This window comes from Pseudomonas sp. Teo4 (genome assembly GCF_034387475.1).
Classification (GTDB): domain Bacteria; phylum Pseudomonadota; class Gammaproteobacteria; order Pseudomonadales; family Pseudomonadaceae; genus Aquipseudomonas.
Window position 1 is genome coordinate 2553233 of the sequence record NZ_JAXCIL010000001.1, and the last position, 14040, is coordinate 2567272.

General features: G+C 53.7%; 10 protein-coding genes. 5 read left to right on the forward strand and 5 right to left on the reverse strand.

Annotated elements, in window-relative coordinates; genetic code table 11:
- Positions 1-54: 54 nt before the first annotated feature.
- The 3 genes from PspTeo4_RS11460 to PspTeo4_RS11470 form a co-directional block, all read right to left on the reverse strand.
- Positions 55-996 carry a C-terminal binding protein gene (locus PspTeo4_RS11460; RefSeq protein ID WP_322363866.1) on the reverse strand — a complete coding sequence of 314 codons (942 nt, stop codon included), beginning with the start codon at positions 994-996 and terminating at the stop codon, positions 55-57.
- A gap of 78 nt (positions 997-1074) precedes the next feature.
- Complete coding sequence (locus PspTeo4_RS11465) at positions 1075-2550, reverse strand: APC family permease (RefSeq protein ID WP_322363867.1); 1476 nt, start codon at positions 2548-2550, stop codon at positions 1075-1077.
- Between the two features lie 235 nt (positions 2551-2785).
- Entirely contained in the window at positions 2786-4318 is a 1533-nt protein-coding gene (locus tag PspTeo4_RS11470) for an aldehyde dehydrogenase family protein (RefSeq protein WP_322363868.1), read from the reverse strand.
- 329 nt (positions 4319-4647) lie between these two features.
- Here PspTeo4_RS11470 and PspTeo4_RS11475 point away from each other — a divergent pair, with 329 nt between their 5' ends.
- The 3 genes from PspTeo4_RS11475 to PspTeo4_RS11485 all read left to right on the forward strand — a co-directional run bounded on the left by PspTeo4_RS11475 (position 4648) and on the right by PspTeo4_RS11485 (position 8214).
- Positions 4648-5913 carry an aspartate aminotransferase family protein gene (locus tag PspTeo4_RS11475; protein ID WP_322363869.1) on the forward strand — a complete coding sequence of 422 codons (1266 nt, stop codon included), beginning with the start codon at positions 4648-4650 and terminating at the stop codon, positions 5911-5913.
- Positions 5914-6038: 125 nt separating this feature from the next.
- The gene (locus PspTeo4_RS11480) at positions 6039-7160 is read left to right on the forward strand and encodes an LLM class flavin-dependent oxidoreductase (RefSeq protein WP_119688848.1); all 1122 of its coding nucleotides are present in this window, start codon (positions 6039-6041) and stop codon (positions 7158-7160) included.
- A gap of 169 nt (positions 7161-7329) precedes the next feature.
- Positions 7330-8214: a fumarylacetoacetate hydrolase family protein gene (locus PspTeo4_RS11485; protein ID WP_322363870.1), complete on the forward strand. Its 885-nt coding sequence runs from the start codon at positions 7330-7332 to the stop codon at positions 8212-8214.
- A gap of 155 nt (positions 8215-8369) precedes the next feature.
- On the opposite strand, the gene PspTeo4_RS11490 is transcribed toward PspTeo4_RS11485, so the two are convergent.
- Positions 8370-9272, reverse strand: a complete 903-nt coding sequence (locus PspTeo4_RS11490; RefSeq protein WP_322363871.1) for a phytanoyl-CoA dioxygenase family protein — start codon at positions 9270-9272, stop codon at positions 8370-8372.
- Positions 9273-9521: 249 nt separating this feature from the next.
- Here PspTeo4_RS11490 and PspTeo4_RS11495 point away from each other — a divergent pair, with 249 nt between their 5' ends.
- Positions 9522-10217, forward strand: coding sequence for a helix-turn-helix transcriptional regulator (locus tag PspTeo4_RS11495; RefSeq protein WP_322363872.1), 696 nt, complete (start codon positions 9522-9524; stop codon positions 10215-10217).
- A gap of 205 nt (positions 10218-10422) precedes the next feature.
- Positions 10423-11871, forward strand: coding sequence for an APC family permease (locus PspTeo4_RS11500; RefSeq protein WP_322363873.1), 1449 nt, complete (start codon positions 10423-10425; stop codon positions 11869-11871).
- A gap of 232 nt (positions 11872-12103) precedes the next feature.
- Here PspTeo4_RS11500 and PspTeo4_RS11505 read toward each other — a convergent pair whose 3' ends face one another.
- Positions 12104-13924, reverse strand: a complete 1821-nt coding sequence (locus tag PspTeo4_RS11505) for a sigma-54-dependent Fis family transcriptional regulator (RefSeq protein ID WP_322363874.1) — start codon at positions 13922-13924, stop codon at positions 12104-12106.
- Between the last annotated feature and the right edge of the window lie 116 nt (positions 13925-14040).

Genomic DNA, 14040 nt, shown 5'->3' on the forward strand with positions numbered 1-14040 from the left:
GAGGGTGACGCTTGAAGGAGGCGCGCTGATCTACCAGCGCGCCTCCTTCAGAGGTCAGCTGACAACGTCAGGCAGTTGCTCACCAGTCAAGGCACGGCGTGCTCGATCAATCGCGCCATCCTGAAGCGCACCGATCGAGGTAGTGGATCGCCAGGCGATATGCGGAGTGATGATCAAGTTTGGTGCTCCACGCAGAGGGTTATCTTGCGGCAACGGCTCTTTTGCAAACACGTCCAGAGCCGCCCCTGCGATCTCGCCAGTGCGCAGTGCATGTGCCAATGCGGGTTCATCAATCAGGCCGCCACGCGAGACATTCACAATGACGGCGTTCTTTCGCATGCGCTTGAGAACGTCGGTCGAAATCATATCGCGCGTATCTGCATTGAGCGGCAGGTGCAACGAGACCACATCAGATTGCTCCAGGATGTCCTTCAGCGACGCCTGCTCGAAATCGTCAAACTTCGCGAACGGATCATACGCTTTCACCTTTACGCCCAAAGCAGCCCACCACTTGGCAGTCAGACGCCCGATACGCCCCATGCCAACGATACCAACCTCAAGGTTGGCGAACTTCGGTGTGTCGTAAGCAATAGTCCCTGCCCAACCGTTGTTCTCGATAGACGCTTGCCCATGGGGCAGACGACGAGACAGAGCGACCCCCATTGCTAGAGCATGGGCCGCAACTTCCTCCGAGGAAGCGTCTGGGACGATCGTGACCGGTACGCCGACCTTGGCAGCTGCTTTGACATCAATATTGTCATAACCGATGCCGTAGCGAACCACCGCCTTGCAACGCGTCATTTGAGCAAACTCGGTTTCGGTTACTTTGCCGTAGGGCGTAACCATGACGACTTCTGCATCCGCCATTCCAGCAGTAAATGCTTGTTGGTCAGCAGCAGCGACGAGTTTCATGCCAAACTCTTCGGCAAGTTTCTGCTCCCGTTCAAGATGTGGAAACTGGTGAGGAGCAATCAAAAGAGTGCCACGGCTAGACATAATCTACACCTATACTTAAACAATTAACCATTAGAAAGCTCCTCCCTGAGTCCATCTCAGGGAGGATGACAAGAAATTTCAGTCCACTCGACGCCCGATCCGCTCGTAGATTGCAGAACCACGCACCTGAAGAAAAATCGCAAGAATCACACCTACTCCAATTGACACATAGGTCATCGCAACCAGTGACCAGAGAACAGCAGGTGGCGCGTCAATCAAAAGTTCAATATTACGAGTAGCAGTAACAAGTACCGCTCCGATACCAATCGCAGCGATCAGGGGAGCCACAAAGGTTTTCCAGAAACAACTCGCTTGATCCTTTCTGCGGAAGAAAATCAATACCGCCACAGAGGTCAAGAACAACAACTGGAGCATTCCGTAGAACGCGATACCACCTGCTGCTCCATAAAGCGCAGTCTCCTTGGTTCCGGTCAGAACCAGAACAATAATTGCGACGAGAATTACACCACCCACAACTACCGCTGAAATATAAGGCGAGCCGTGTTTCGGATGCACTGCCGCCAGTGCTCGCGGGAAAATACCGTCCACACTCAAGGAGTGAGTGTATCGAGACAGAATATTTTGCAGTGACAGGGACGACGCAAACATACTGGTCAACAACAGCACGCCCACGATCTGGTTAGCCATGGCACCAAAATAACGCAGCAACGCATCTGGCATCATACCGGCGGGGTTAGCCTGAGCATTTGCTACCGCATTGGACGCACCAGCCGAAATGATCAGCGCGTACGACGAGATAGCGTAGAAGATCCCCAGGAACAGGATGGCGAGATAGGTTGCTCGCGGAATCGTATTAGAAGGATCACGCACTTCATCCCGGTAGATCGCTGTGGCTTCAAAGCCGTTGAACAGGCCGACACAGAACAGCAGAAGCAGACCAACCTTCGGCGCTATCAGGCTGGCTGGAGCCCAAGGCTCGAAAGTATGCCCCTCTGGGCCACCGTTAAAGAGAACAACAGTATCGAACACCACAATGGCAATGATTTCGAGCACCAGAAGCCGAGAAAGTAGCTTCGCCGAGAACTCTACGTTGAAATAACTCATGATCCAGACGACCGTTAGCATCACGATCGACCACACCCACCACGGTGTCACGCTAACTATGGAGAAGCTTGCAAGGAGGTTATTCACCGCCAAACCAGCCAACACAATTGCTGAAACGATGTTGAAACTGTAGGTAATTAGCGCAAGGAACGACGCGCCCAGTCCAATTTTTTTGCCCAGCCCTTCGGTGATGTAGGTATAGAACGCACCAGGACGCGGTACTCGGCGCGTCATATTGGTGAAGCCCAGTGCGAATAGAATCATAAGAACGGTGGCACCGAGGAATGCGATCGGGACACCAATACCGTAGCTGATGTTGTAGGACAGATAGCCGAATACCACCCCTAGCGGGGCGCTGAAGGCCAACACCGTGAATACGAGATCAAGGGTACCCATGTTGCCCTTGAGTTTGAAATCAGTTCGCGGTGCGTCCGTCACCTCAGAAGACAACTCCCCTGTCTGTTGTGGATGGTTCAGCACTGAGCTCATTTTCATTTACCTGTGAGAGTTTTTGTCACTTCGCCTTAAGACGGAGCGTTTTTATGGCAGGAAAACTGTTCAGGGAGGCCCATGTCGCACGCAGGCCTATGACTTATTTTTCTTCATCCTGAAGGCTTTACGAGAGCAGCATTCTCGCTAGCCTAGAAACTCTCTCGATCACTTGTTAGAGAGAGTGAGCTAGTTTCAGGCCAGGTGGAAGCCCTTCTTCCACCTGGTGTCAGGGTTACTCCCCGAGCAGCGATCCCAGCGCGGCTACGGTTTTTCGGCTTTGCTGACGAGCGAACTGCTGGACATACCACTTGCCCAGGGCCTGCTTGCCAGTGGAGCCGCTCGCTTTCCAGCCACCGAAGGCTTGTGCAACTGGCCACCAGCCGGTGGTTGCATGCCCAGGAACGTTCACGTTCACACAGCCTGCTTCAATCTCACGCAGGAAGGTGCGTGCTTCTTCGATGTCGCCGGTGTAGATACCAGCAGTGAGACCCATCGAGGTTGCGTTCGCAGCAGCCAATGCGGATTCAAAGTCTGGCACCACGCTGATCGATACCAGCGGCAGGAAGTACTCAGTGACCGCAAGCTCATGATCGACTGGAACGCCCGATATCACGGTAGCGTCAGCGAAATAGCCATCGAGATTCAGAACCTCACCGCCGTCAACGCGGAAACCACTTTTCTTCGCCTGCGCCACGACTTTCTCGAAGCGCTGCACGGCGCGACGCTCAACCAGGGGGCCACCGAAGCTGCCTTCTTCGATAGGGTCAGCAATCTTCAACTTCGCACGACGCTCTGCTACAAGCTCAACCAGTCGGTCGTAGGCTTTCGGAGTAGCAATCACGCGAGACAACGCACTGCACTTCTGACCGACCAAATCAAACGCCGAGAACACGATACCGTCGGCTGCCACTTCCAGGTCTGCAGTATCGGTAACGATGACGGGGTTCTTACCGCCCATCTCTGCAATGACTGGACGCGGGTAAGCACCGTTACTGAACTGACGGATTATTTCCTGGCCAACCGACACCGAACCGGTGAAGGACATGCCATCGACATTGCTGGCCACCAGAGCTCGCCCAGGCTCGTCTGCACCGTGAATGATGTTTACCAGACCAACCGGCAAGTCCATAGCCGCACACATTTCGTAGACCGCATGGCAAGACCATGGGCCATGGTGACTGGATTTGATCACCATGCCGTTACCGGCAATGATCGCAGCGATCGTTGGGCCGGCGGCTTGTACGATGGGGTAGTTGAACGGTGTGATGAAGCCGAACACACCATACGGGCGAAGCACCGAGGCGTTAGCAAGACCGGACAGATCATCCTCGCGCTCATCTTCGAATGCGCCTGGCTGGCTCGCGTACTGAACGTAGTACTTGAGCATTTCCAGGACTTCCAGAGGCTCTGCACGTGCACCGGATTGCGTTTTGCCGATTTCAACCGCTACTCGAACAGTCCAGTCATCTACCTTGCTTTGAACGTAGTCGTAGGCCTTGATCACACGAGCAAGACGCTCATGCAAAGGGACTTTCACCCACTCACGTTGTGCTTCACGACTCTTTTGAACAGCGAGGTTTACGAGATCAGCCGGCGCGTCGTAGCAACCAGAGACGATGACCGACGGATGGGCTGGATCTTCCCGCTGAATCAGATCGCCATGATAGTACTCTTTACCAGCAATCACGTGCGGAACGATCACAGGTCGGCGCTGACGTTGGGCCAATACGGCTTCAGCAAAATCTATATGGTTAGCAGTAGACATCTTATTCCTCGTACCAGTCAGGTGACACTCGGTCGAGTGCTCGCTTCGTGGACTAGGCTAACCTCGGACGCTTATTGCAACTGTGCCAACCTGATACACGCCCTCAAGTCATTGTTATTGCAAGTGCATTTGGGCTCCCCTATCCCTCACTTCTTCTGACTGAGCAGACAAACAAACGCTGCTAGTCGCTCCCACTGCCTTATTAAAAAGCAATGCCATTCCCTCTCCTCACTTGTCCCAAGTCGGCACAGTTTGACCTCCGATCTCGGGGATAGGCTAAGCCCACGATGACGACCCAATAGGTCATTCTTCCCGGAGACAGGCGCAACATGGCGATCGAAAACAAAAGCGACCAAGCTCGCAACGTGACTGAGGATCCACACATCCGTCGTGGCACGAAGGGTTTCCCTCTTCTCCCTGGCGGCTTTGGGCGATCCACTTACTACACTGGCGCACCTACTCCTTATGCCGTTCGCGGTGAAGGCTATAAGGTATGGGACGACCGGGGACGTGAGTTGATCGATGCCAACAACAACTTCACCACCTTGATCCACGGCAATGCGCACCCACAGCTGGTTGAAGCTGCCACCCGCGCAATCAAATCCGGCAGCTGCTGGGGCATTCCGAACACCCATGAATGGGATCACGCGGAACTGTTGCTTGCCCGCCTGCCTGGCCTTGACCAAGTGCGCTACAGCAACTCCGGTACCGAAGCTGTCATGACCGCTGTACGCGTTGCTCGTGGCGCTACTGGGCGCGACGGCGTGATCATGATGAAAAATGGTTACCACGGTTCGTCCGACCTGGCTCTTAGCACCGGTGGCCCGCAATACCGTCGCGGGATCCCTGAAGGCGTCACCAAAGATGTGACCCTGATCGACCTGAACGACCTGGCTGCGCTAGAGGAAGCAGTATCCTCGAAGCCGAGCTACTACGCAGCGATCATCATTGACGTGCTGCCAAACCGCGCAGGCCTGATCCCTGCTGAGCAGCAATTCGTTCGTGGTGCCCGTGATCTTGCCACGCGTTACGGCATTGCTCTGATCATTGACGAAGTCATCAGCTTCCGCCTTGGCTACAACGGCGCCTGTGCCGAATACGGCGTAACTCCAGACCTGCTGACCACCGGTAAATTGATTGGTGGCGGCTTCCCGGTCGGTGCTTTCGCGGGCCGCGAAGAGCTGATGCGCCACCTTGACCCACTGGGCCCGAACCCGCTGCCACAGGCAGGCACCTTCTCGGGCAACCCGGTCAGCATGGCTGCAGGTGCGGAATCTCTGCGACTGCTGACCCCGGAAGTCATCACCACGATGAACACCCTGGGCGACAACGCGCGCTTGTCGATCGCTCAGCGCGTAGCGTCCGTAGGCTGGGAAGTGCGTGGCAAAGGCTCGCTGCTTCGTCCATTCCCGAAAGCTGCCGGCGCATACACCACCGAGGTGCAACACAAACTTTGGTGGGCCGCCTATGAGCGTGGCGTCCTGCTCTCCCCGGCCAACCTGGTAGCACTTTCGTCGCCAATGACGATGCAAGTTGTAGCTGATATGGCCGAACGATTGACCGATGCAATTATCGCCGTAGCCAACGCCGATTAATCAATTTCGTCGAAAACCAGCCTTCTATTGGGCTGACTACGGTGGGTAGAACTTTCAATACGTCTTACACACGCATTGCTAATCACTGTTCTTAAATCACAAATACAACTTTGTTGGAGGTTCTCATGGATATCGGTATGTTTTTGGTGCCATTCCGTCTGCCACAAACTAGCCTGAAAGATGGTTATGACTGGGATATGCAAGTCATCCGCTGGGCTGATGAGTTTGGTCTGTCGGAAGTATGGGTTGCCGAACACAGCACTATGCGCTGGGAGCCTGTATGCAGCCCGGAACTTTACCTGGCAGCCGCACTGGCCCAAACCAAGCAGATCAAGCTGTGCACCGGCGCTAACGTCCCGGCGCACCACAACCCGGTCGCTCTGGCTCACCGCCTGATGCAGCTCGATCACATGTGCCAAGGCCGTCTGATCGTTGGCCTGGGTGCTGGCGCCTATCCGTCCGACCATAAAATTCACGGGAACTCCAATCCGCCTGAAAAGATGGCTGAAGCCGTGGACATCATGCGTAAGATCTGGGAAACAAAGGGCCCCTTCAAGTACGAAGGCAAGTACTGGCAGTTTGAAATCCCTGAGTACGACCCAGTACAACAGGGCCCATTCTTCGAACCGTTCCAACAGCCTGGCCCACCCCTGGCCATGGCGGGTCTCAGCCCAGCCTCCCGCACCCTCACTGAGGCCGGTCGCAACGGCTACCTGCCAATGAGCTTCAACGTGGGTCGTGAATACCTGGCCGGTCACTGGTACCGCTACATGCAGGGCGCCGAAGCCGCAGGCCATCAGGCCGACCGCAACCAATGGCGCGTAGCGCACAACATTCTGGTTGCCGACACCGATGAAGAAGCAATCGACCTGGCCGTCAATGGCGCCATGGGCCAAACCTACCGCGAGTGGCTGCTGCCAGGCTACGAGCGAGGCGGCTTCCTGCCAGTGATGGTGCCTGAGCTGGGCAAAGTCACCGCTGCTGATATCGACATCGAGTACCTTGCTCGTGAGAAGTGGCTGGTCGGCTCCCCTGACACCGTGATCAAGAAGCTGCAACGCGATCTCGACGCATCGGGCGGCTTCGGCACTCTGATCCACTTCGCGTTTGACTACCTGGATCAACGTGAACAGTACCGCCGTCACTTCGAACTGCTGGGTACTGAAGTCATCCCACGCATCAAAGGTCTTAAGCACAAGACCGAGACCTTGGCTGAGCTCAAGCGCCCTGCCGACGTTAAAGACTAAGCACTAAGGCTAACCGGATGATTGGGATCGATCATCCGGAAAGGCTTTATCCGTGGCTAAGCCATCTCGCGGGCGCTGCGTTGAAACCGATACCGATCCAGACCAGCACTCTCGAGAACGTGGACGTGTGATTTAGGCCACCACCGCAATCTATTCGATAGGCAGAACAATGAAACTCGTCAGCTACGAAAATCAAGGCAAGCTCCAGCCTGGTCTCCTCATCAACGATCAGGTATTTGATACCGCCAAACTGCTTTCTGCCATTGGCGAGAAAAACGTCACCGATCTGACCAACCGCAAGCTTCTGGAAAGCTGGCAGGGCAAACTTGCGAACCTTGAAGACTCGCTGATCAGCGCTGCGAAAGCTCGTCCTGATACCTCGGTTGGCACCCTTGCGCAGGTGCGCCTGGGCCCACCGCTGCATGATTCCCACAAAGTACTGTGCGTCGGCCTCAACTACCGTGATCACGTTGCAGAAACTGGTCGCAAACTGCCGACCGCACCCGACATTTTCTGCAAGTTCAATACCTCGCTCATTGGCCCAACAGACGATATCGCCTGCTCGAAACTGACCCCCAACCTCGACTTCGAAGGCGAACTGGCCATCGTCATCGGCAAGTCATGCCGCAACGTGCCAGCTGAGGATGCCCTGAACTACGTCGCGGGCCTGACCGTGTTCAACGACACCTCCGCTCGTGACCTGCAGCTGCGAGGCACTCAGTGGACGCCGGGTAAAGCCATCGATGGCTCAACCCCATGCGGCCCGGCTTTGGTGACTTTGAACGAAATCAGCAATCCGCAGAACCTGGACATTCAGACTCGCGTCAATGGCAACGTGATGCAGTCGTCGAACACCAGCTATCAGATCTTCACCATCGCTGATGTTGTAGCCTTCGTCTCGACATTCCTTGAGCTATCCCCTGGCGACATCATCGCCACCGGCACTCCAGAAGGCATCGGCAGCAAGCGCACGCCTCCGGTTTGGCTGCAACCTGGTGATGTGGTCGAGATCGAGATCAGTGAAGTTGGCAAACTGCGCAACGTCGTTCGCTAACTCGCTTACGCTCGATGAGAGCCCAAGCTTAAGCTTGGGCTTTTTGCTTTGAAACCGGAAAAGTTGACAGGTGTAGATGGCAAAAATTTGGGAGCATATGCCCCCAAATTTTTTCAACTCGCGCTGGCCATTGTTCACCCGTACAGCCACGCCCCTCATTTTTTGACGTAGTTATACACACTGCGCGCAATGTTGGAAAAGTGCGAACTTTTCTCTAACAACTCCATAAAGAACGTCTGATCGAAGGGTTCCTCAGGATAGAGTGCCACCCGTGGATCCTCGTACTCACGTACGTACCCTACACTGGCCCCACCCATTTCATACCCAATCAAACGCTGTAAGTCTGCAGGGAATGTCTTTGCCACTTCCAGCGGAATGGAGAGATATTGGTTTTCCTCCTGCCGCACCCAGCCCACACAATAATCGATATTGAGTGCACGACGACTGGCTCGCGACTTGTTCTCACCGCCACCATGAATCGTTTTGCCCGTATACACCAAAACAGATCCTTTTTTCATTTCTGCTGCAAGGGTGTCGGCCTGGGTGAAACCAAGAGGAAGCAAATTGTGTTTGTGACTACCAGGAATAACACGGGTGGCGCCGTTTTCTTCCGTGAAGTCATCCAAAGCCCAGATGGTGCTGACTTCAATATGAAAATTCACCGGAAAGTGATCGTACCAATCCCAAGCACCTTCGTCTCTATGAAGGAATTGGGCTTTTTGGCCAGGGTCAATGCAAATAACCTGCGTCAGATTCAACTGCACCGCTGAAGCGTTCCTACCTAGGAATTGCCTTGTCGCCCCGAGCACGGTTGGATGCATCACCATGGCGTGAGACGCCCAGGCACGGGCAGGCACAGCGCCGCAACGGCGAGTGAGCGTGCCAACCGCATTGTTCTCGCCTTCCGGGGTGCGCTCCAGATAGGGCTGAATTTGGTCATTTACAGCATCAATAACCTCATCACTGACTGCATTATCAATGATGCAGTATCCATCTGAGTCAAGGCAGGCAATGACCTCTTCGATGGAACAGTTGCTTGGGAGATGGATCAAGGACATATACCCTCCAAAAAAACCAAAAACACTGACTTTCACATTGAAAGCTCTCAGGCACGCTATCGAATTATGAAACCAGGCACATCAACCTTAAGGATGAGTACCTAACAATCGCTTCGAAAACGGTGGCATGCATTGTGCTAAAGGCTTGGAGAGCGCTTGACTGCTCACCCAGCAGCTTGATCTGCACCATGAAATGGCGAGAATAAAAACCACGCTATATTTTTGTGCACCGAAACACGAGGCGCTATTATGTATACCACAGAGTTAAGCAGCAAATGTCATGACTATGCGAGGAACACTACCGCCTTCCTGAAAAACACGACCGGTTGTTCAGCAGTGGTGTTCACCTGGTATCAAGGCGATTCAAGCCAGCCACCCCATTTCCAACTGGGTGCAGATGAACGCATGATTGCCGAGTATTATGATACCTACTACGAAGCCGACCCGCTCCGCGCCGACCGTCTTATTCAGAGCGAGACTTATTACGAGACGCTGTCTAATGCGAGAGAGAGACATGATCAGAACTTACTGGAGAGATACTACCCCTTCCTTCGAAAATACAAAATCCAGGAGGAGCTCGACTTGTTGTTTTGTGCGGGCGGAACTCCGGTTGCGTCAGCTGCATTACTTATGCAAAACAGAAAAACAGAAAGCCTACGAAATGGTGACCTACAGGAAGTGCACAGATACTTGCAGTATACTTTCTCAATACTGCCAGCGGTTAGGCTAATTGAGCTCAACACCGAATTGGAAAGCCGTTACAAACTTACCCCAAAAGAGCGTGCAGTCGCTGAACTCTTAGTCGCAGGCGAGTCGAACAAGTCCATAGCGGCGCTACTGGGTATGGAGCTACCAACGACCAAAACCCATGTGCTACACATTTTCGAAAAACTACAAGTAGAAAGCAGGGCAAAAATGATATCCCTTTTGGCGGGCATCCGCTAGACGCTACGCTGCCCAAACGCCCCTTGATGAGCCCTAGCAGGAGCCTTTACCCCAGATCCCTCTAATACCTTTGGTTGATGCGCACCGGTGACAGATCAGAGATAGTCGTGAAACGGCATGATGAGGCGCTAAAAAATATTACAAGTAAGCGACCCACTTCACATGCAGAAACTGCCGCCCGACGTCTATTACCTATGGTGATGCAATGAAAAACTTAGACGAGGCAGCAAAGCCTTCGCGCGCCTCCAGCAGTGATTGCTCTGAATTTGCTCCAGGCACACAGGCTCTGAAGGGAAAAATGAGCGGATGGGCGCTTCTTTTCTCAGTACTTGCATTTGCAGCCCCCGTCACCTCAGTAAGTAGCTTAATACCCTTCGTGATTCAAGGCGGGGGGATTGGAGCGCCACTGTTGATCTTGGCAGCCACCGGTTTGATGCTAGCCTTCAGTATCGGCTTCGTTACCATGTCAAAACACGTAACGAAACCCGGGGCATTTTATGCCTATGTCGCTGAAGCGTGCGGCATTAAGATTGGACAAGGAACAGCATTCGTTGCTGTCTTCGCTTATTTCACGCTTGGTTTTTGCACTATCGCATTAGTCGGCCCTGTTATTTCGAACTTCCTATCTGATGTTTTCAAGCTCACTAATGTACCTTGGTACGTAGGGAGCTTTATTGCTTTTGGCATAACCGGAACACTAGCCTACCTGCGCATCGATCTCTCCGCTAAAGTACTGACCCTGGTCATGTTTGCAGAGATAGGCGTCGTGCTTCTATTTAATTTGATAGTACCTATATCGACTGACAGCCAGCACCTATCCTTCGCGCCGCTTTCACCCACGCATTTTCTTGACGGCAACTTCACCGTAGCGTTCCTGTACAGCATCATAATATTCATCGGTTTCGAATCCACGGCTGTCTATCGAGACGAAGTAAAAAACCCCGAAAGATCGATACCTATCGTTACTTACTGCGCCGTGCTCTTCATTGGAATTTTCTACGCCTTCAGCGCCTGGATGACAATCACAGCTTACGGTATCGACTATGTCATGGCAGTTGCTGACAAGGACGCTGCCAGTCTATTCATGAACGCCATGGCTAACTACTTGGGCAAAACCAGCGTAGACATCACGCGAGGCATCCTGATTATTTCCGCCATCGCTTGCCTGCTTTCAGCGCACAATGCTCTCGCACGGTACATACATTCGCTCAGTCGCAACGGTGCGATTCCACCGACATTCTCTAAAATCCATCCAAAACATAAATCACCATACATTGCCAGCTTTACGTGCACCCTTGGGTGGGGCGTGGCCACTTTAGCCTTCATCAATTCAGATCCCAATGTACTCTATGCCAGAGTTGGCGGCGTGGGCACCTATGCAATGCTTATCTTAATGTCACTGACCGCCATTGCAGTATTGTATTTCTTTCTTCGACGAAAACAGTTTGGTTTCAAGATCACGGTTTGCCCTCTGGTCGCCGTGGCCGGAATTTTGAGCTTCACCGTGCTTACCACAATAGATTTCCACTACCTCACGGGTGGCGAACCCGGCTCTGGAGTATGGCTACAGCTGATTATCGTCGTCATGTTTGCCTATGGTTACCTTTCAGCATCGCTGAAGCCACAGCCAGCCCTGATGATGACATCTGACTAACAGACGAATTCATCTTACTCGTTTAATTGAGAACGAACGCCTCGACTGCCCATGACAAGCGCTTGAGGCGTTACTATTCAGCGTGATTACTCCACCCAATTACCCAACCACATCTCATCCATACTCCCCTTGGGAATAGACCGGGCGATTGATCTTGTGTTTAATCCGCCGAAAGCAGCCCAATAAAAAAGGCCACCCTACTGGGCAGCCTTATAGATACATGAGTCTACATTCAGCATTTTACGCCGATATCGAAGCCTCGGCTGGTATAAGAGTCAATCTTCCTATAGAGAGTCGATCGACCAATCCGAAGGATCTCAGCCGCCCGTAAACGGTTACCGCCGGCCTCGACTAAGGCTTCACGGATCTGATCCAGCTCAGCCTTCTGCAGTCGGCTCAGTCGGCTTCTCGCCAAGGCGCGACGGTGCAACTCGGTCAAGTCTTCGACTTTGACCTCACCGCCAGAAGCCTTGAGGGCCGCAGACTCCACCACCTCTTTCAATTGGCGGACATTTCCAGGCCACTCAGCTCCAACCAGGAGCTCCATCAGCCGTGCACCAGCGCGCCGTTTTTGCGGCAGCTGGCTAAGGAAATGCTCGACAAGCAGGGGGATATCCTCCCGACGAGTCCTCAACGGCGGCATTTGAATCTCAATGCCTTGCATACTTGAGATCAGTGGCAGCAGTTCATCTGTCACCTTTCTAGCTGTCATCACGATGCGTGGCTGGGCCTTGGAAGAGATCAAGTCGGCTAACTGGTCACGGAAGATTGCCGGCAAGCTCTCCACCTCATGCAGAATCAGCGCTGAGCCCTGATTCAGCTCATCGTCGATCTTCTGGAGATCCAATGGATTATCCAGACTTACTGCACTGCATTCGTAGGTCGAGATATCACTGGACAACTGGCCAGCTACTGCCTCCGCCAACAATCGCTTGCCGGTTCCGGCCTCTCCAACGATGTAGGCAGGGATTTCGCGGCTAGCAGCGGTAGCAGCACCTTCAACAGAACGCTTGAAAGTGGAGCTCTTACCAACGATATGCTCGAAGTATTCCTTGCTAGCGGAGGCCCTTGGCACTACTACCCGCGCGCGGGACTCAACCTTGCGTAGCCGGATTACCGAGCCCGCATCACTGTCGCCGGCGGATACAGGACGCACCTGGAGATGAAGGGTTCTGTCTGGGCCGCAGCAGATTTCACGCTCCATCGGACGGTCTGAAGCCTGAACCTCCTGAGCATACCCAGCCAAAACGGCATAGTCGCTCTGGTCAAGCAACTGCATGGCACCACGGCTGGCAATCGTCGTACGACCGTCCATCGCCACAACTGCTTCAGATCCACGCTTGCGCACCTCACGGAGGTACTCAGCAAGCAAGGACTGCTCCTTGGCTGCCAGGCGAGCAGCGAGCGCACTGGTAATCTCAGAAGCAGCGCCTTGTAGAATCAGCATGATCGAGCGGGGATCCATACCGACAACCAGGCGCTCTGGGAACGCAAGGCTCAGCACGCCTCTGATTGAACGTCGCAGCGGGTCTCGAATTGGCACCGAGGTGCAATACATGTCCTGGAGTGCATCATTAAAATGCTCAGCCCCCCAGACCTGTACAGCACCACCCTCCTCGATCGCAGTGCCTTCGGAGTTGGTGCCGACCTGATCTTCCGACATGCAGCCCCCCAAGATTGGGAAGCATTTTTCTGCACGCCGAACCATCTGGGGATCGCCACGAAAATCTGCGATCGTTCCCATTGAATCGGAAAGTGTAACAATGCCCTGAGAATCTATGCACAGACGCTCGAGCTCAGTAAGGATAGGGCTGGCGGAACGTAGAATTTGCTCGTCGATCTGAGGCTTGGCAATGAGATCCATCGCTTTCTGTGCCGGGCTCACCTGGCAGAGAACACTACGTTGCCATGAGCGGGCAATCACTGGCCTCAATGCGGACAGATCGGTATTGCGTGGGTCATCGAGAAACTGTTCTCGGAGTGAGATGATGGCAGATTTGCTGAGTGAACCTGCAGCAATTTCATGCTGTCTAGTTGTATTCGTTTGGTTCATGTCGATCCTCCACCCGGACAGGGTAGTAAGGCATAGCGGGCACATCGCACGCATGATCTGGCGCTGACAGCGAGCAAAGCTACGCAGCAGAGCGACAGTGACGGAATATCCGTTCT